Annotated in this window: 18 protein-coding genes; 8 read left to right on the forward strand and 10 right to left on the reverse strand. The window is 45.5% G+C overall.

Annotation, left to right across the window (positions count from 1 at the left end; genetic code table 11):
- Positions 1-346 precede the first annotated feature (346 nt).
- From QUA97_RS15510 to QUA97_RS15525, 4 genes are all read left to right on the forward strand, one after another.
- A complete protein-coding gene (locus QUA97_RS15510) occupies positions 347-1,981 on the forward strand; it encodes a 2-isopropylmalate synthase (protein WP_333195162.1) in 1,635 nt (544 codons plus the stop codon).
- Positions 1,982-2,124: 143 nt separating this feature from the next.
- Positions 2,125-2,925: a class I SAM-dependent methyltransferase gene (locus tag QUA97_RS15515; RefSeq protein WP_194069830.1), complete on the forward strand. Its 801-nt coding sequence runs from the start codon at positions 2,125-2,127 to the stop codon at positions 2,923-2,925.
- Between the two features lie 313 nt (positions 2,926-3,238).
- On the forward strand, positions 3,239-3,556 hold the full coding sequence (locus tag QUA97_RS15520; protein WP_194069828.1) for an antitoxin family protein: 318 nt from the start codon (positions 3,239-3,241) through the stop codon (positions 3,554-3,556).
- The gene (locus tag QUA97_RS15525; RefSeq protein ID WP_333195163.1) at positions 3,550-4,035 is read left to right on the forward strand and encodes a type II toxin-antitoxin system VapC family toxin; all 486 of its coding nucleotides are present in this window, start codon (positions 3,550-3,552) and stop codon (positions 4,033-4,035) included. The genes QUA97_RS15520 and QUA97_RS15525 overlap by 7 nt, the downstream gene beginning before the upstream one ends.
- A 72-nt stretch (positions 4,036-4,107) precedes the next feature.
- Here the strand turns inward: QUA97_RS15525 and hisC are convergent, their stop codons facing one another.
- The 8 genes from hisC to psaK form a co-directional block, all read right to left on the reverse strand.
- Complete coding sequence (gene hisC, locus QUA97_RS15530) at positions 4,108-5,154, reverse strand: histidinol-phosphate transaminase (RefSeq protein WP_333195164.1); 1,047 nt, start codon at positions 5,152-5,154, stop codon at positions 4,108-4,110.
- A gap of 44 nt (positions 5,155-5,198) precedes the next feature.
- A complete protein-coding gene (locus QUA97_RS15535) occupies positions 5,199-5,912 on the reverse strand; it encodes a glycerophosphodiester phosphodiesterase (protein WP_333195165.1) in 714 nt (237 codons plus the stop codon).
- Positions 5,912-6,775, reverse strand: coding sequence for an alpha/beta fold hydrolase (locus QUA97_RS15540; protein ID WP_194069821.1), 864 nt, complete (start codon positions 6,773-6,775; stop codon positions 5,912-5,914). Before QUA97_RS15540 ends, QUA97_RS15535 begins: the two co-directional genes overlap by 1 nt.
- A 184-nt stretch (positions 6,776-6,959) precedes the next feature.
- A complete protein-coding gene (locus QUA97_RS15545; protein WP_194069819.1) occupies positions 6,960-7,178 on the reverse strand; it encodes a hypothetical protein in 219 nt (72 codons plus the stop codon).
- Between the two features lie 5 nt (positions 7,179-7,183).
- Positions 7,184-7,993: a DUF928 domain-containing protein gene (locus tag QUA97_RS15550; RefSeq protein WP_333195166.1), complete on the reverse strand. Its 810-nt coding sequence runs from the start codon at positions 7,991-7,993 to the stop codon at positions 7,184-7,186.
- Between the two features lie 40 nt (positions 7,994-8,033).
- Complete coding sequence (locus QUA97_RS15555; RefSeq protein ID WP_333195167.1) at positions 8,034-9,995, reverse strand: CHASE2 domain-containing protein; 1,962 nt, start codon at positions 9,993-9,995, stop codon at positions 8,034-8,036.
- A gap of 180 nt (positions 9,996-10,175) precedes the next feature.
- A complete protein-coding gene (locus QUA97_RS15560; protein ID WP_194069815.1) occupies positions 10,176-11,372 on the reverse strand; it encodes a site-2 protease family protein in 1,197 nt (398 codons plus the stop codon).
- Between the two features lie 81 nt (positions 11,373-11,453).
- Positions 11,454-11,738 carry a photosystem I reaction center subunit PsaK gene (gene psaK / locus QUA97_RS15565; protein ID WP_194069813.1) on the reverse strand — a complete coding sequence of 95 codons (285 nt, stop codon included), beginning with the start codon at positions 11,736-11,738 and terminating at the stop codon, positions 11,454-11,456.
- A gap of 136 nt (positions 11,739-11,874) precedes the next feature.
- Here psaK and QUA97_RS15570 point away from each other — a divergent pair, with 136 nt between their 5' ends.
- The 4 genes from QUA97_RS15570 (at position 11,875) to QUA97_RS15585 (ending at position 16,238) form a co-directional block, all read left to right on the forward strand.
- The gene (locus QUA97_RS15570) at positions 11,875-12,522 is read left to right on the forward strand and encodes a phosphoribosylanthranilate isomerase (RefSeq protein ID WP_194069811.1); all 648 of its coding nucleotides are present in this window, start codon (positions 11,875-11,877) and stop codon (positions 12,520-12,522) included.
- A gap of 417 nt (positions 12,523-12,939) precedes the next feature.
- Positions 12,940-13,491 carry a CPBP family glutamic-type intramembrane protease gene (locus QUA97_RS15575; protein ID WP_194069809.1) on the forward strand — a complete coding sequence of 184 codons (552 nt, stop codon included), beginning with the start codon at positions 12,940-12,942 and terminating at the stop codon, positions 13,489-13,491.
- A gap of 45 nt (positions 13,492-13,536) precedes the next feature.
- On the forward strand, positions 13,537-14,835 hold the full coding sequence (locus QUA97_RS15580; protein WP_333195168.1) for a HEAT repeat domain-containing protein: 1,299 nt from the start codon (positions 13,537-13,539) through the stop codon (positions 14,833-14,835).
- 173 nt (positions 14,836-15,008) lie between these two features.
- The gene (locus tag QUA97_RS15585; protein ID WP_333195169.1) at positions 15,009-16,238 is read left to right on the forward strand and encodes an RNA-guided endonuclease InsQ/TnpB family protein; all 1,230 of its coding nucleotides are present in this window, start codon (positions 15,009-15,011) and stop codon (positions 16,236-16,238) included.
- A 1-nt stretch (position 16,239) separates the two neighbouring features.
- Here QUA97_RS15585 and QUA97_RS15590 read toward each other — a convergent pair whose 3' ends face one another.
- Together QUA97_RS15590 and QUA97_RS15595 are read right to left on the reverse strand one after the other, a co-directional pair.
- Positions 16,240-17,913, reverse strand: coding sequence for a BamA/TamA family outer membrane protein (locus QUA97_RS15590; protein ID WP_333195170.1), 1,674 nt, complete (start codon positions 17,911-17,913; stop codon positions 16,240-16,242).
- Positions 17,914-18,083: 170 nt separating this feature from the next.
- Positions 18,084-18,284, reverse strand: coding sequence for a hypothetical protein (locus QUA97_RS15595; protein WP_194069799.1), 201 nt, complete (start codon positions 18,282-18,284; stop codon positions 18,084-18,086).
- Positions 18,285-18,419: the final 135 nt, after the last annotated feature.

An 18,419-nucleotide genomic window follows, 5' to 3' on the forward strand; every position in this document is an offset into this window, starting at 1 on the left:
ATTAGTCATTAGTCATTAGTCATTAGTCATTAGTCATTAGTCATTAGTCATTAGTCATTAGTCATTAGTCATTAGTTGTTGGGAATTGGTTATTAGTTATTGGTTATTGGTTATTGGTTATTGGTTACTTGCTACGAATTCCCAATTTCCCATTCTCAATTCCCAATAACAAATAACAAATAACAGTCAACAGTCACGAGTCAACAGTCAACAGTCAACAGTCATCAGTTATGGGTTATGGGTTATTAAATATTCGTTATTGGCGCGAGACATGGGACTGGTGACTGAAGGCTAAAAATCCAGAAACACAAACAAGTAAAAATCAGGAAAACACTTTTTTAGAGCTATGAAAACTCAACAAAGTCAAGACCGGGTGATTATTTTCGATACGACTTTGCGCGACGGAGAACAATCTCCGGGTGCATCTCTGAATGTCGATGAAAAGCTGACGATCGCTCGACAGTTAGCGAGATTGGGCGTGGATGTGATAGAAGCGGGTTTCCCTTTCACCAGCACGGGAGATTTTGAGGCCGTCCAAAAAATAGCGCGATCGGTCGGCACGGAAAATGGGCCGACAATTTGCGGTTTGGCACGGGCGAGAAAGCCGGATATCAAAACAGCAGCCGAAGCTCTGAAACCGGCGGTAAATTCGCGAATTCATACGTTTCTGGCTACGTCGGATATTCACTTGGAATATAAGCTGAAAAAGACGCGGGCAGAAATTCTGGAAATAGTGCCGGAAATGGTGGCCTACGCTAAATCTTTTGTGGAAGATGTCGAGTTTTCGCCGGAAGATGCTTGTCGTTCGGAACCGGAGTTTTTGTATCAGGTTCTGGAACGGGCGATCGCCGCAGGGGCGACTACTGTTAATATTCCCGATACTGTTGGCTACACGACTCCGAACGAGTTTGGGGCTTTGATTCGGGGAATTAAGGAAAATGTGCCGAATATCGATCGCGCAATTATTTCGGTTCACGGTCACAATGACTTAGGATTGGCTGTTGCTAACTTTTTGGAAGCTGTGAAAAATGGCGCAAGACAGTTAGAATGCACGATTAATGGTATTGGCGAACGGGCGGGAAATGCGGCTTTGGAAGAGTTGGTAATGGCGCTTTACGTGCGCCGCCAATATTTTAATCCGTTCTTGGGCCGGCCAGCCGATTCTGAGGAACCGCTGACTAATATTGACTCGCGCCAAATTTACAAAACTTCCCGCTTGGTTTCCAATTTAACGGGGATGTTGGTGCAGCCAAATAAAGCGATAGTCGGGGCCAATGCTTTCGCCCACGAGTCGGGAATTCACCAAGATGGGGTGCTGAAAAATAAGCTGACATACGAGATTATGGATGCTGAGTCGATCGGCTTAACGGAAAATCAAATCGTACTGGGCAAATTATCCGGCCGCCACGCTTTTCACACTCGCTTAAAAGAGTTGGGTTTTGAAATGGCTGACGATGAGCTAAATAAAGCTTTTGTCAAATTTAAGGATTTAGCGGACAAGAAAAAAGAGATTACCGATTGGGATTTGGAGGCGATCGCCAACAACGAAGCCCACCAAGCACCGGAACTGTTCCGGTTAGAATTGGTGCAGGTTTCCTGCGGCGACAAATCTCGCCCGACAGCAACCGTTACGGTGCGGAATCCATCGGGAGAAGAATTGACGGATGCTGCGATCGGCACCGGGCCAGTGGATGCGATTTACAGAGCAATTAACCGCGTGGTAAACGTACCGAACGAGTTGATTGAGTTTTCTGTACAATCAGTAACAGCCGGCATAGATGCGATCGGCGAAGTAACAATTCGTCTGCGCCACGAAGGGAAAGTATTTTCCGGTCACTCAGCAAACACCGACATCATAGTCGCCTCCGCAGAAGCATACATCAGCGCCTTAAATCGACTGTACGTGTCATTGCAGCCTGAAAAATCCTCCGAACAGCCAACTGCGATCGCCAATCAAGTTGTTGCACAAGCACAGCGCTGATAAATTTGCAGTCAACCATCTTGCTTAAACCAAACCGCAGACGAACCCAGATCGAAGCAGATTAAACTAAATTAATCTGCCTTGATCCGCGTTCATCTGCGGTTAAAAATTAACTTAATCACCGAAAAATAATCATGTAAAAAATGCAAGAAGAAACCTTAAACAAAGAGCGAGAATTCCACGATGCCTGGGCATCAACAATAGATATTGACGGCATTCGAGTCAATGATTACTTTGAAGCTTGTACTGCCCCAGAAAATAGATTTATCCTCAAACAAATAGGTGATATTACCGGAAAACGCCTCTTAGATTTAGGCTGCGGTGCTGGAGAAAATAGCGTTTATTTTGCCAAAAAAGGCGCGCAATGCGTAGCTGCAGACTATTCTCAGGGCATGGTAGATGTGGCCTTGAAATTAGCAGAAAAAAACGGCGTTATTATAGAAGGTTGTACTGTCAATGCAATGGCGCTAGATTTTCCAGATAACAGTTTTGATATTGTTTACGCTTCTAACTTGCTGCACCATTTACCGGAACCAGAAAAAGCAATTCGCGAAATGCAGCGCGTCCTGAAACCAGGGGGAAAAGCTTGTTTTTGGGACCCGATGAAGCACAATCCGGTGATTAATGTTTACCGCAGAATGGCTACTGAGGTGCGGACTGAGGATGAAAGTCCTTTGGATATTAATATTGTGAATTTTGTCGAGTCTTTGTTTTCAAAGACGGCTTACGATACATTTTGGCTGGCGGCGCTGTGGATTTTTTTACGCTTTTATTTGATCGAGAAAATACATCCCAATGAGGAGCGTTACTGGAAAAAAATTATTATTGAACAAGAGAGATTGAAACCGGAATATTCTCGATTGGAAGGGTTGGATGGGTTGTTAAAGAAGTTGCCTTTGATGAAGCGGTTGGCTTGGAATTTGGCTGTGGTAGCAACGAAGTAATTAAAAGAAGGAAGTTCGGCAACGGATTATGTAACGGATGTAACGGATGTAACGGATGTAACGGATGTAACGGATGTAAGTCCGTCGGAAAAGGGAAGAGGGAAGAGGGAAGAAGAAGGCTTTAGTGGTAGGGTTCGTCAGTTTTGAGATTCTTGTATCAGCGCCGAAAGTATGATTTTGACGCGCCATTTATTGTCCGGTGCGTCAGTTTTGAGATTGTTTGTTTGTCGCAAAAATAATCGTAGCTGACGCACCCTACTTTCAACTCTAAAAGAAGTACAATAAGTCAAAGCATTTAATTAAGAGGCTAATTATGCCAGAAACTATTACTGCTGTCTACGAAAACGGGGTTTTGCGTCCCCTCAGTCCTTTGTCTTTCCAAGATGGGGAAACTGTGGAAATCACAATTGTAGCGGAAGTTTCGCCGGAAGAACTCAAGGGCGATCGCGAATTGGCGATTAAGTTGATGGATGTACGGGGATTGATGGGTGTACCAAACAAACAGGGTAAGCTCGATCGAGCAGAATTAATCAAGCGCGCCCAACAGTGGCGCGAATTGATGAAAAAAATGGAACCGCTACCAGGTAAACCTGTCTCAGAAATCGTTATTGAGGATCGCGGCCCGTGGTAAATGCTTATTTTGTCGATACTAGCGCTTTAGTCAAACGGTACGTGCCTGAAATAGGCAGTGAGTGGATTCTATCCATTACCGATCCTGTTACAAACAGCGATTTAGTTATTAGCCAGATTACTTGGGTGGAGGTACACAGCGCTTTTGCACGCCGCTTACGGGATGGAAGTTTGTCTGCGGAGCGCTTTGATTTAATTGTGCAAAAAGTGAGGGAGGATTTTGAAAATGAATACCGAGTTGTAGATGTCGATCGAACTTTGATAGAAACAGCCGCCGAATTGGTGATGCAACATCCGCTGCGGGCTTATGATGCTGTGCAATTAGCGTCTGCTTTGCGCTTTCAATCTACTTCTATCCTTTCGCAGCCAGAAACTCAACTAATTTTTGTTTCGGCGGACAACCGATTGCTGGATATTGCTCAGTCGGCAGGATTGGCAATCGATAATCCTAATAATTATCCCTCATCAAACGGTTCGTAGTGAGGAATGCAAGTCCTAGGATGGATGGGGACACCAGGACGCACTACGAACCTATATTGCTGCGATGGTTATTTATAGGATTTCCTTCAAGGTTTTAACTAATATTTGATTCTGTTCTTCCGTACCTACACTAATTCGCAATTTGTCTTCTAATCGCGGCTGATTGAAGTATCGAATCAGTATTCCCCGTTGTTTCAGTGTTTGATAAATTCTTTCTGCATCGCCGCCCAGCGGCCTAACTAACAAAAAGTTGGTTTGCGATGGCCAAACTTCAAAGCCTAATTCTTTGAAAATGACGGCTATTTTTGCTCTGGAAGCCTTGACTTTTTCGGCGTTGGCTGTTTTGTGCTCTGAATCTGCGATCGCACTCGCCGCCACCGCATAGGCTACAGCATCAACATTGTAGCTGTCTTTAATTTTATTTAATTCAGCCAGCAGCAGCGGATTTGCTATAGCAAAACCCAGCCTTAATCCCGCCAGCGAATAACCTTTTGAAAGAGTTCTCAAAACTATAACATTACTGTACTTTTTTGTCAACTCCAAAGCATTTTCTTCGGCGAAATCTACATAAGCTTCATCAATCACAAGAATACCCGATAACTCTTGAGCCAGTTTCTCCAAATCTGCCACAGATATGGCTGTTCCCGATGGACTGTTTGGCGAAGCTACAAATGTCACAGCACCTCTGGCTGCTATTAGCAAATCGACTGGTAACTGGTAATCGTCGGGATAAGGAACTTCGACAAATTGTGCATCTTGAATTTGTGCCAAAGTGCGGTACAATACATAGGTTGGCGCGGGACAAACAATCTGTTTTCCCGGTTCGCCCGCAGCGCGAACTATCAAGTTTAATAAATCATCGCTGCCGTTACCTACCGCAATCCAATCGTCAGGTACTCCCAAAACTTTACTAGCAGCAATGCGGAAATTTTTGCCCGTTGGATCTGGATAGCGCCGCAGCATTTCTCCGTCTATTTCCTGAAGCACTTTTAAGGCTTTGGGAGAAGGCGGATAGGGATTTTCATTAGAATTTAGTTTAATGATTTTGGTGCCTGCGGGTGGCTGTTCTCCCGGCACGTAACCCGACATTTCATGGATGTTTGTGCGAAAGTAATTCATCTATTATCTAGCGTTAACTTGCGTTAATTTGCGGTTCAAAAAAATTATATCAAACAATTAGTGACTATCCGATTTATACCCAAATCAATTAACTTTTGCATATCCGCTCGATCGTCCACCGTCCACGCCACAATGTCAACTCCCTGACTGCGGCTTTCTTGAATCAGTGCGGGATTTTCTAGCAAAATGCGATACTGGCTGCTAATCAAGTTATCGCCCTGCGCCACAGCTTGAGATAATTGAGTTTTGTATGCTTCTAGATTAGCAACAATGTGTCCGATCGCCAAATCGCCAGACAGCCGCCGCACTTGTGCCAAAAATTGCTCGCTAAACGAGGTAATGATGCACTTGTGTTGAATTTCTGCGCCCTGTAAACTATTGACAAAATCCGCCACTTCTGAATCCGACCATTCGCAATGCGGCTTGACATCAAAATAGAGAAATTTGTCAACTTTTTTCAGGATAACTAATGCTTCTGCGAAAGTAGGAATTTTTTGTCCTAAAAATTCATCACTAAACCATTTTCCCGCATTAAGTGTTTGCAATTGAGACAGCTTTTGTTCCCTGAATTTACCAGAAAATCCAGTGATTCTATCTAATGTTGCGTCGTGAAAAATCATCGGTACGCTGTCGGCTGATAGCTGGATGTCAAATTCGATCGAATTAGCTTTGCGGGCGATCGCCAGTTCAAAAGCTGCTAAAGTGTTCTCCGGGGCGATCGCCGAAAAACCCCGATGTGCGATAATTTCTACATTCACTATCTCGCGCCCTCTAAAAAATTGGCCACAGTTTGATTAAAAGTTTCCGGTTGAGTCAAAAAACACCAATGATTCCCCGGTACTTTTGTAGCGGTAAGATTTTTCAAGTATTTCTTGTACGGCTGCATTTGCCAATCCAGGCGATTTACGCCTTTTTCCGGCTGTACGAACAAAGTTGGGATTTCAATATTTTCAGTCAAACCGGCAACTTTCATCACTTCTGCAAATATCTGATTTCTGGCGGGAATCGTAAATTTACTGCCCCAACTTCCGTCTAATTTTGGTTCGATTTGGTGTTGGAATATCATTTGCTGCGCGTCACTCCAACCGGCGTATTCTCCCGATTGTTTGGCTGCTGCTTCTGCTTGGGCTAAAGTCGCAAACGGGCCCATACATTTGAGACAATCTAATTTCCGGTAAACAATTGGGAGGGTGAGTTTCATCGCTGCGGGCAGTTTGGTGATGAAGATCGGGTCTACTAAAATCATACTGCAAAAGCGATCGGGATTTTGTCTCGCCCAAATCGGTGCTAGTTTTCCCGTCCAAGAATGTCCCAAAATGTGGCAGGAAGACCAGTTGAGATGTGCCATCAAAGCTTCTAAATCTGCGATCGCACTTGCAAAAGTATAGCCGGTTTCCGGTTTGCTGCTCTCTCCGTGGCCGCGCATATCCGGCGCTACAATATGATAGCGGTTCGCCAAGTAATTGCCGAGGCTAGTCCAGACAACAGCACTATCTGCTAAACCGTGCAACAGCAGCAAGCGCGCCACTTTTTCTGTTGCTTTTTCTGTCTCTGTTGCTGAGTTCCATTCTAGGTAAGAAAGTTCAATTTCTGGTAAATGTAAGCTTTTGCGAGCAGGCATAATTAAAGTTTTTTTTAAAATAGTTAAGCTGCAGATATCAGTAAGGTTCGTAGTGCGGACTTTAGTCCGCTATTCGGGTGCGGACTAAAGTCCGCACTACGAGCGAAACGGTTTTTGTGATGGCGATATACCGGGTATGATTTCATTTTTGAAACAAGCATTTTTTACCAAGCGTGGGAGCACCTCAAGAACTCGCAATATAATAAATCCACAATCGGTAGGAGCTGGTGTTTTTCATTGAGCGTGCGAGCATCTCAAGAGCTCGCGTATTGTACAACTCGCGAGTTTTTGAGGCGATCGCACTCAAAACATCCAAAACCCAGATGTTCCCGGCTTGACGCTGCGCCGGAGCCTTTTCTGGGTTATTTTGAATGTTTTGACGGTCGAATTGGCCGATCTTCAACTACTTTATGGTTGTGGTTCAGATACTTCAGTTTGGACGATCGGCTCTTTAGCAATTTTGCTCAATTTCACTGAATCCAACAAGCTTTCCCAATCAGCCTTGAGGGTTGGATCGTCAGGCTGAGCCCGTCTTGCTGCAGCTAGGGTGCTGATGGCATCTTGCCAAATCCCATTTTCAGCATAAATAAAGCTTTTCTGGCGCGGATCTGCCTTTTCTAATTGACTGCGGATATCTGGACTGAGTTCAACTCGCCGCACAGTACCCATTTGGAACAGATCGCCGGATCTATCTTGAGGATTGTCGCAAATCACTGTCAAACTCCAACGGTAATTTTTTCCTACTTCCAATGGTGGCACATTTTTATTAGCGGGGATACTAACCTCGACAGTCCCTGATAAATTGCTAATTTCGAGAGTCTGTTTATAAATCTCCTTGTCGTTTGGATCTAGCAGACTAAATTCGGCTAATTTCGCTCTTATGGGAGGCCAGTTGAAAAAGAATGTTGGATAGTCGGAAACAGTCCGTGCGAAGTTATTTGGAGGAACTAAGGGTATGAGATATATTGGATTTGGGTTGGAGTCGAGCGCGCAGCCGCCGCGCGTACTTCGTGGTGTTACTGGTGGCTTGAACTGCATATCTATATCTTCACGGGGCTGAACGAAGCGCGGCCCTCCCGATTGAGTTAACGGTTTGCCGGGATCTTCCCTCGGCATTGGCTGTGCCAGACTTGCAAATTGGCAAGCGTTAAATGCTGCTATCAATAATATGGCACCAAAGGCGATCGAGTTGAAGCGAAAATTACTAATTTTTTTCATAACCGTTGCCGATGTTTTTTTTAATGTATATTGTCTCTGTTTACTTTGCAGACTTTTCTCCCAACACGCGGTATACATTTACTTTTTGATCCCTGCCTTTTAGAGGTAAAGCTCCCCAAGATTCTACCTCAAATTTTCCTTCTAGATGTACTAAAGTTTCTTCGCCAATCAAGATCCGGCAGGTGTCTTCTTGCCGATGTTTTTCGCAGCTTTCGAGGCGAGAAGCGATATTTACACTGTCGCCGATTACTCCATATTCTAAACGGGTTTTGCCTCCCAAGCTGCCCACGACGATCGGCCCTGTAAAAATTCCGACTCGCATTTTTGCCGCTGGTAAACCGCGATCGCTCCAATTTTGATTCATGGCTGGTAAGCGCGAACTTATAGCTAGAGCGCAAGATACCGCAAGGCGAGCATCTTCGGCAATTGCTTCGGGAGTTGTGCGGGGAATTGGCACCCCAAATACTGCCAGCATTCCATCTCCGGTAAATTTATTAATTACGCCTTGATGTTTTTGCACTTCCTCGGCCATTGCTGATAAATACTCGTTCAACCAAGGCATTACTATTTCTGGGGGTAGTTTTTCAGAAATTGTGCTAAAACCTTGCAAGTCAGTCAGCAGCATTGTAGCAGTTACTTTTTGCCCTGGCAATAGCCCGGACTGGAGGAGATGGACGCGCTCTTTCCACAAAGCATTGGCGATCGCCGGTGAAGTTTGCTGTCCTAACAGTTTCATTACAATTTCTTGCTGCTGTCTTGACTGGTGGTACTTGTAGGTGATGACCGCTACAGGGGCGATCGCCAAGGCCAGAGTCGGCGCTGTCACAGGTATCCACCCCTGTTGAGTGAATAGAAAAAATGTGAATCCCCATAAAATGCCACCAAGTGCGATCGCGCTAACGGTGAAACTGAGCGTATTTTCTAGCCGCCAAGCCAAACAGCCGCCAACTCCTCCCCAAACAGCAATCCAAAGCATTTCTTGCCATTCATCCCAAAACCAAAATAGCCCTTTACCATCTAAAACGGCGCTGATAATTTGGCTAGTTGCTGTTGCGTGAATCAATACTCCAGGCATCAGGCGGTTTTCGCTGACAGTAGCGCTGTAAGGAGTAGAAAAGATATCTCTTACAGTTGGGGCTGTAACGCCGATTAGCACTATTTTATCCTTTACCAATTTGGGGTCAACTTTTCGCTCCAAAACTTGACTTAGTGTCACCGTATTTGCGACATTTTTAGGAGAGCGGTAATTGAGCATGATTTGATAGCCTTGACTATTAATTGTCTGATACCCTCCTGAATCAGGCTTCAGTCGCGAAAACACTGTTTTTCCTATTTGAATTTCGTTATTTGCTGTAATTATTGTTTCTATTTTCTTGGTGTCAAAATAGTTATAAGCTAACCGCATTCCCAAGGAATTAAGCGTCGAATCTTCATAAAAAGTAAACATAAAATTGCGGCGAATTATGCCGTCTGGATCGACGATTAAATCGCTAAATCCTATCTGTTTTTTGGGTAGTTTCGGAGGCGGCCCAGCTCGCTCGCGCTCGGAGTTGCCGAGGGAGGTAATGGCGATGATTTTGGGGTTTTTGAATTGAGCGGCCAATTCTGCATTTCCCGGTTCGTAGGGGATATCGCGAATGATATCCATACCAATAACTGCGGGTTCGAGACGGGATAATTCGGCGAGCGTTTTTGCTAAAACGCGATCGGAAATCGGCCATTTATTAAAGGCACGAATATCCTCTTCTGTGATTTTTACTACCAGCAATCTAGGGTCAGCACCTGCATCGGTGTGCAACTGCACCATCAGGTCAAAAGCTTTTAATTCCAATGGCTGCAACCAACCTAAATGTCGCACTCCTAAGAGAGTTCCCGTCACGACAATCCAGGTCATCGCCAGAGGTTGCAAGTCAGCGAAGGGGAAGGAATTAGTTAAGTTTTTCCAACTCCAACGTTTCTCTCCCAATTGATGATGGAATCTCTTAAAGAATTTGGGCATCATAATTCTTTTTTTTCAACTTTATTGGACAAAGTACGATCGGAGGCGGTCATAATTAAAAGAATAATGCGATCGCCCTGAAGTTCCTTACAGCAAGGAAATTAGCTTTTCAGGTTTAAGGTTTATTTATGCACGCCTGATGGCATCTTAATGTCAATAATGCCGATTATTGATTCCTAATTTTTAATTGTTCTGTGCGGTTTTGGCGATCGCATTTAACTGCAATCCCTGGGGATAAATGTTCTCTTCTTTGCTGCGCTTGATGTCGGCTTCGGAAATCTGGGGTTTGAGGTATTTCGCCAAAACTTTCACGATGTCGCCCCGATCGATCGTCCCTAGGACTGAACCAATGGGCGAGAGGACGATGATTCGGGGGAGTTGACGGGCTTCCATGCTGTTAATGACTTCGGCGATGGATGCTTTTTGTGAGACTGTGGGGGTTTTTCCTAGGGGTTGCAAAATGTTGTGCAAAGTCTGAATTTGCCACTGACTGCGTTCTGTCAAGCGGATATCGTCGATCGACACTAAGCCCAAATCTCGCCCGTTGGTCGCAGCAATGTAAAATGGAAACGGGTTGACTTCTAACAAATAGCGATCGGCAAATTCTCGCAGAGTCAAATCTGCATCTACAACTCGAAATTCGCGGCTCATCGCATCAGCCGCTTTAGTTTTGAGCAGGGCTTCTTGCAGAGCAGCAAAGTCTCTGTAGGCTGTGGCATTCCGAATCGCAAACCAGCCGATTAGCGCAATCCACAAGCCGCCGTACTGGCGCGCTAACAAACATACACTTACACCAAAAACAACCGCCAACCAACCCAAAACTTGTCCTGTTTTTGCCGCCCAGCGAATGCCGACAAATCGAGAGCCGGTAATTTTCCAAATAGCTGATTTTAAAACTTGTCCTCCGTCCAAAGGCAAGCCGGGAATTAAGTTAAACAATCCCAAAACTAAATTTATTTCTGCTACCCTCTCTGTTACAATAGCAATCAAACTTGTTTGAGGGAGAACTTGAGAACCTAAACCGAGGATTAAAAACAGCGCGAAGCTGATTAGAGGGCCGGCGATGGCTACTTGAAATGCTTGACCGGGAGTTTTTGATTCCGAGTCGATCGATGCAACACCGCCAAATAAGAATAGAGTAATAGAATTAACTTTAATCCCTTGCGATAGGGCGGCCAAGCTGTGTCCGAGTTCGTGCAACAGCACCGAAGCAAACAGCAGCAGAGCTATGGCTAACCCAGCACTCCAGGAGAGGGCAGGCCCCCACAAGCGGTAACTGCTAGCATATTCGCGGGTTGCAAGGGCTAAAATTATAAACCACGAATAATCTATCAGTAGGGGGATGCCAAATAAAGACCCGATTCGCCAACCTGTCTGCATGAAATTTTCCTGGGAAAGGAGAGCAAGAAAGAGTTTCTATTATATCTGTTCTTCTGCTTGCCTTTCCCGTTGTCGCGGTTTCTACAGAACTCCGGCGTTACCCAAGCCCAAGATGACTCCAGCCCCCAACAAGTGGCCGAGGCTGGTTGTTGCCAGCAATTCCGGGATGCCGAAGCCTTTGAACATTCCGGGGACTGCAACGGGTAAAGCAGGGCCTTTGCCTCGGTTTTGCTTGTTGATGCCGTAGTAGCCGATCGCGATCGCCAGCAAATTGCATAAAATCATTGTCAGGCCTACCATTGGCGACCACTCCGGTGTTGAGGGAGTGGTAGACTGTATCGCTAACAGTAAAGATGAGTTAATCATGTTGTTATTTCCTGATTTCACAGATAAGATCGAGCGCTACAAAATTATAAAAAGCATTCTGCATTAAACTAAAATTTGTTTTATTAATTAACAATTTCTTTATATTTTGATACAAATTCATCGCGGAGGAAAAAAAGTGCGGGTTAAAATTTGCGGAATCATGAAACTCGATCAGGGAATGGCGATCGCCCGTTTGGGAGCTGATGCTTTGGGGTTTATCTGCGTGCCCGCTTCCCCGCGCTATGTCAGCCCCCAAACTATTCGCCCGATCGCGATCGAGTTGCCGGAAAATGTCGATCGCATCGGCGTTTTTGCTAACACCACAATAGAAAACATCTGTCAAGTAGCGATCGAGTCAAATTTAAACGGGGTGCAGTTGCACGGAGATGAAACAGCAGAATATTGCGCGAGACTGCGGGAGTTTTTGCCGGGAATTGAAATTATCAAAGCCCTGAGAGTTAAGACTCCAGAAACTTTAGCGACCGCTGCTATTTATGCCCTTCACGTCGATACTTTACTGCTGGATGCTTACCATCCCGCTCAACTCGGCGGTACTGGCAAAACTATAGACTGGGTGATGTTGGCAGAGTTTAAACCGCCTTGTCCTTGGCTGCTCGCCGGCGGTTTAACACCGGAGAATGTTTTAAATGCAATTGATAGCGCCAAGGGCAGTAATTTCAGCGGTGTTGACCTTTCTAGCGGTGTAGAAATAGCGCCGGGAAATAAAGATTTGACCAAAATTGCTCAGTTGTTTGCAAAATTAACTCAAATTGCTAATCATTGATAATTGGTAATTGAGAAAAAGCTAATTGGTAACGCACACTTTTTGCTTTTGATTCTGATGTACTAGACTTGAGTTGCAGAAGTCTTATCTCGATATTTTAACGGAAGATATCGGGCAGATTTAACCAACGATTGACGCAAAAAAATTCAGGGTGTTTGCCAATTTTGGCAATTGCTCGTCTGCTCAGTTCCCTCGCGCACCGCAATTCAAAAACTCGGTTTCTCCATCGCCCGTCTCTCGCTCGTCAGGCGCAACCTTCAAAGAAACCGGGTTTCTGCGATAATTTACGCATCCTCACCAAGAGCGAGGAAGAAACCCGGTTTCTGATTCCCCGCACACATCCCAGAAACCGGGTAATGACAAGGCCTTATTCCGACTACTAATATATCTTTAAAACTTTTAATGTTAAATTTGATTATGTTCAATTTTAGCGCGATCGGGCTGCTGGACTTACTGGCGCGCCGCCTCACCCTGGCTTTTTCAACTATTCCCGATTTCACCGACTGGCTGGTTACAGCTATGCTGGTGCTAGCTTACACTGCGATCGCGCTTCCCGTCGGTTTTTGGTCGGGATTTCTGAAAATAGACGTACAAACCTCTTGGCCTACCATTACCGGAGTGCTGATAGGCTGTTTGTTAACTCCGGGGCTGAGCGAGGAAGTATTTTTCCGCGTGTTAATACTGCCGCACCCTCGGGAGAATGTTCCTGGGTTAATGCTGTGGTTTTGGGGATGGGCGAGTTTGGTGCTGTTTGTAGTTTACCACCCGCTGAACGCGCTGACTTTTTATCCGATCGGTCGATCGACCTTTATGAATCCAGTGTTTTTGCTGCTAGCGGCAATTTTGGGAGTAGCGTGCTCCATCGCATACCTGCAAAGCGGTTCCATCTGGCCTGCGGTAGCGGTTCACTGGCTGGTTGTGACAGCTTGGCTGCTGCTATTAGGCGGTTACAGGAGGCTGTATGGTTAAATGTACAAAGTCCAGCATCACTATATTGTCAGGAGGAACTCCATCGTGGGTATCATAGGAGCGATCGTAGGTTTTTTGGCAGGGGTAGCAGTTGCTTACTCATTAGTGGAAAAACGATTAAAAAAGCAAAAACAAGAATACTTGCAGCAAACCCGAAGAATAGCTCAGGATATAGAACTAGCTCAGATATCTCGGATGCAGCCCACTGCAGATTCCCAGCCAGGAGAACAGGAAGATAAGCTTAGACAAGCCACTGTCGAACACGAAAATTTACTCAGACAAGTTACAACTCAATACGAAAGTCAACTCCAACAAATTGCCGCTCAATACGAAAATCAACTCCAACAAGTTCGAGCAGAACGCGATCAACTCCAACAAGTTGCTGGCGCACAGGAAAATCAGCTCAAACAAGCCAGCGAGGAATTAGAAGCAGCTCACAATGCTAAATTGCAAGAAAACCTGCAATCTTTGCAATCAGAACACGAAAATCATTTACTCAGAGTTGCTGACGAATTGCATCACAATTATCAAGCTCAAATCGAAGAACATTTGAAATCTTTGCAATCAGAACACGAAATTCGCTTGAAACAAACTGCCGAGGAATATCAGAACCGCGAGGTTGAGATGCAGTTACGTATGGAAGCTTTGCAAGAGGAATACGAGAGTCGGTTGCAAGCAGCTCACGAACAGTTGCAAGCTCACGAAACTCAGATGCAGACTACTATCGGGTCTTTGCAACAGCAGTACGAGAATAATGTCCAACAACAAGAAGTTCCCGATCGACAGTTTGGTCAGTTAAATCAAACAGAAGTTGGAGAATATTTACCCGAACCAGAATTAGTACAGGAACAGTCAAACGAGTTAAACCAAATAGAAGCTCAACAAGAGTTAAATGATACAGGTTTTTCGGAGCCACAATCAATTGATTCATATCAACAAACCGCAGTCGAACAACAGCCTGAAATAGCCAGACAATTAGCAACCTATTCGGTGGAGCAATTGATGGGATGCGTTCAAAGTCCAGACTCAGAAACGCGCAAGTTTGCAGCGTCTACTTTAGGTAACTTGGCTGCTGCGAATGCTCTGACAGACGACAGCGAGCGAGTAATAGAAACCTTGGGCCAATTACTTCGAGATTTGGAGCCAGAGGTGCGCGAAGCTGCTGTGGAAGCACTAGGATCGATCGAGTCGGAACAAGTAATTCCGCTGTTGGAACAAGCTTTGCTAGATACAGATAGGGCTGTGGCTGTGGCGGCTAGTGCTGCGCTCAATAGGTTGAAGTTTGATCCCCAGACTCCGGCGGTGCAACCGACAATTGTTGATATTGAGGAACCAAATAGTTAACTTTTGAGGGGGTTTGGGGGAGCTATAAGTCCCGCGCTGTACCCGTTGGGTCAGCGTTGGGATACATGGACTCCCTCAAGCAAATTTGATCCGGTCAATCAGGCGTAAAATTTGCCAGCTCGACCGACTAATTTTATTAGGAATATATATAATGCTAAAGGGAGGTGAAAACAATGCAGCATCAAGCCGTCAAAGTTAGACTGTATCCGACAACCCAACAGCAGACGATACTAGATCAGCATTTTGGCTGTTGTCGTTGGTGGTGGAATTACGCACTCAATATGTGTATTGAAACCTACAAAGCCACGGGTAAAGGCTTGACTCAAGTTGCGTTAAACAAACTCCTCCCAAACCTTAAAAAACAAGAAGAAACACAATGGTTGTCTGAGTGTTACTCTCAAGTTTTGCAATCAACTACGCTCAATTTGGTAACTGCTTACAAAAACTTTTTTGAATCCAGGGCTAAATACCCTAAATTCAAAGCCAAGAAAAACAGGCAGTCAATCCAGTACCCGCAGTCAGTCAAACTTGTTGGCGGCTCTCTCAAGTTTCCTGGTCGTGTCGGCACTGTCAAAGCCAAATTACATCGACCGATTGAAGGAACCATCAAAACCGTAACTGTCAGCATGACCCCTTCAGGGAAATATTATGCCTCCGTACTGACAGAACTCGAAGGACACAAGCCAGTTGCTTGCACCGATGGAAAAGTTGCAGGAATTGACTTGGGATTGAAAGATTTTGCTGTTGTCAATGATGGCATCAAAACATCCAAGTACCCAAATCCCAAGCATTTAGCAAAACACGAACGCAACCTCAAAAGGAAGCAGCAAAAATTAGCCAGAAAGCAGAAAGGAAGCAAATCTAGAAATAAAGCCAGGAAACTGGCTGCTAGGGTTTACGAACGAATTAGCAATGTCCGTCAAGACTACTTGCACAAGCTATCCAGAAAGCTTGTTGACGACAACCAAGTCATTGTAGTCGAAAACCTTCACGTTAAGGGCATGGTTCGCAACCACAAACTAGCTCGAGCAATTTCTGATGTAGGTTGGGGAATATTTGTCAATTTCTTGCATTACAAGCTAGACCGCGAAGGTAAAGTGTTGGTAGAAATTGACCGATGGTTTCCTAGCTCAAAACTCTGTTCAAATTGTCATTACCCTGTTAGTGAAATGCCATTAAATGTTAGGGCATGGACTTGCCCTAGTTGTGGTACTCATCATGATAGGGACTCAAACGCTGCAACCAATATCAGAACAGAAGGAATCAGAATGCTATTGGTCTTGGGAACCAGGACTGCTGCTGATGGAGGGGATGTGAGTCCGAAGCTGGGACGCAAGTCTAAGCTGACGCAATCCCCGCTGAAGTCAGAAGCCCGCGCTGTACCGAAGGTCAGCGTTGGGTAGTTCACAATCGCTGTTTTGTGCCGAGCACAAATTTAGTTTCGCCGGAGTCGCCAATACCCACGTCTAAGCGAATTAATCCAAAGGGCGATCGCACCCTTAAACCCAACCCAACAGCCGCCCCAGTCCCCGGTTTATCCCTCACCGACGCCGGTTTTCCCAACACGCTGTCACCGGTTCCCAAATCCGAAGCAAAATCGGCAAATATCACGCCGCCGACATCCCTACCGACGGGAAACCGATACTCGCCGGAAGCCAAAAAATAACTCCGCCCGCTACCAATATCCCCGCTATCGTAACCCCGCACGGAATTGCGCCCGCCGAGGCGAAATGCTTCTGTTGGCGGCAAATCTCCGATGACAGTTCCCCCTTGCAAGTTAAAAGCCAGCATTTCTGGCAAGGTTTCGGACTCGCTGATGCCAAGCAAAGTGATTGGTATATATTGTATATAATTTGCTAAGAGGCGGTTGCTCACAATGTTACCGCGTCCCAGAGGTATGGACTGCTCGGTGCTGAGGGTGAGAATCGAGCCGCTAGTGGGGTTAAAGGGATTGTTTCGCCGATCGCGCGTCGCGCCAAAAGAAACAGTGTATAACTCATCCACGCCGGAACCGCTGAAAGTGAGAGGATTGCCCCGTTCGTCGCGGCGGGCAATATTTAAGTTGCGATCGCGCGTGCTGATATTGGTATAATTCAATCCTAAAGTTCCCCGCCAATCGCCCAAAGGTCGCGTAACAGCGAGATTTCCCCCGATCCGAATTTCCCGAACTCGATCGCCATTGGGCAAATCGATATCCTTGTTGAAAATTTCGGAGATTTTGCGATCGCCAAAAGCTCTCACACTGTATCCCAAACGGTCTTCGGCAGCAATGTAAGGGCTGACAAACTCGACATCGTACTGGATACCTCGGAGGCTGGGTTCAAGTTCCACCGATAGCCGCTGTGCGTTGGTGCCGAAAGTGCGATCGACATAGGAAAGAGGAATAGCAACACCAACATCATCGCTAATGCTAGCACTCGCGCCAAAAGAACGAGCCGATCGCTGTTGGACATTGTAAATTACATTAATATCCGTCCCTACTTCTTCAGTAGAAACCGTCACATTGTCAAACAATCCCAACTGCTGCAACTGCTGCAAGTCCGATCGTACAACTTGCTCGGTGTAATTATCTCCCGCCTTTAGTTTGAGCTCGCCCCTAATAAAATCTTCCGAAATTCTGCCAACAATCGGATTGCCTTTTTTATCAACTGCTTCGCCTCTGGAATTGACAAAGCGAATTTTCACCTCAGCCACATAAACGCCCTCAGCATTGCCCGCTTGACTGATTTGTCGAGTACCGCCTAGCTGTCGGGCGTTGGTGTTTACCGGTTCGGTTTCGGGTTTGGTGGCGATCGTCCCCGGAGTTTGTAACACAGATGTAAAATCTTTATGGCGATTCGACTTGAGAGAAGGCGATTTAACTTCTCCAGCAACCGCCAGCTCATCAGATGCCGGCAAATCCCGCACAATTGGACTCACCTCATCCTCATCCTCATCCCTCTGCGCCCTCTGCGCCTCTGCGGTTGCTTCTCTAACCTCCACTTGACGCGGTGCATCTGTCGGATCGAGAGCCCGCGCCGACAACTCCCCACCAGCCACCTGCGCCAGAGTCAAAAATGCAATAATCGGAATTCGCATAAACATAAAACTAAAGCATACTCAACGCATATTAACCAAAATTGGTCATGATGCCTAATCCCCAAAAAGAAACCCGGTATTTTTGAAGATACCGGGTTTCTGTGATGCGCTGAAAATTTGCCAAAGGTCGATCGCGGGCGATCGTAAAATTGGGGAAACCAAAAATTTATTTATAGAAATTGTCTAGAAACACGTTTCTCAAAATGAGCCTGAGTCTGCTGCAACAATTGTTCGCGACTGTCCTTAGCGGTAGTAATGCTAGGGAGCAAATTGCGAGCTTGTAAAGTCATGTGAAGCTGTAGGTGTGCTACGTACTCACTGACGTCTTCGCGCACGGAGCAAGCTGGGTAACGTTTTAAAGTAGAGTTCAAAGTGTTCTCCTGCTTTGAGTTTGCAGTAGTTTCAATAATATTAGAGAGTATCACGGTCTACATCTAATTGCCTATTCCGCAATGAAGTTTAACCTTTGGGAGGCTTTTTTGTTACAATTGTTTACATATAATATT

It is taken from the genome of Microcoleus sp. CZ3-B2, assembly GCF_036705055.1.
Taxonomy (GTDB): domain Bacteria; phylum Cyanobacteriota; class Cyanobacteriia; order Cyanobacteriales; family Microcoleaceae; genus Microcoleus.

Bases quoted from the DNA above. Each gene is read 5' to 3' on its own strand.
- QUA97_RS15510 (WP_333195162.1), top strand. From the start codon at position 347: ATGAAAACTCAACAAAGTCAAGACCGGGTGATTATTTTCGATACGACT.
- QUA97_RS15515 (WP_194069830.1), top strand. From the start codon at position 2,125: ATGCAAGAAGAAACCTTAAACAAAGAGCGAGAATTCCACGATGCCTGG.
- QUA97_RS15520 (WP_194069828.1), top strand. From the start codon at position 3,239: ATGCCAGAAACTATTACTGCTGTCTACGAAAACGGGGTTTTGCGTCCC.
- hisC (WP_333195164.1), bottom strand. From the start codon at position 5,154: ATGAATTACTTTCGCACAAACATCCATGAAATGTCGGGTTACGTGCCG.
- QUA97_RS15540 (WP_194069821.1), bottom strand. From the start codon at position 6,775: ATGCCTGCTCGCAAAAGCTTACATTTACCAGAAATTGAACTTTCTTAC.
- QUA97_RS15550 (WP_333195166.1), bottom strand. From the start codon at position 7,993: ATGAAAAAAATTAGTAATTTTCGCTTCAACTCGATCGCCTTTGGTGCC.
- QUA97_RS15555 (WP_333195167.1), bottom strand. From the start codon at position 9,995: ATGATGCCCAAATTCTTTAAGAGATTCCATCATCAATTGGGAGAGAAA.
- QUA97_RS15560 (WP_194069815.1), bottom strand. From the start codon at position 11,372: ATGCAGACAGGTTGGCGAATCGGGTCTTTATTTGGCATCCCCCTACTG.
- psaK (WP_194069813.1), bottom strand. From the start codon at position 11,738: ATGATTAACTCATCTTTACTGTTAGCGATACAGTCTACCACTCCCTCA.
- QUA97_RS15575 (WP_194069809.1), top strand. From the start codon at position 12,940: ATGTTCAATTTTAGCGCGATCGGGCTGCTGGACTTACTGGCGCGCCGC.
- QUA97_RS15585 (WP_333195169.1), top strand. From the start codon at position 15,009: ATGCAGCATCAAGCCGTCAAAGTTAGACTGTATCCGACAACCCAACAG.
- QUA97_RS15590 (WP_333195170.1), bottom strand. From the start codon at position 17,913: ATGCGAATTCCGATTATTGCATTTTTGACTCTGGCGCAGGTGGCTGGT.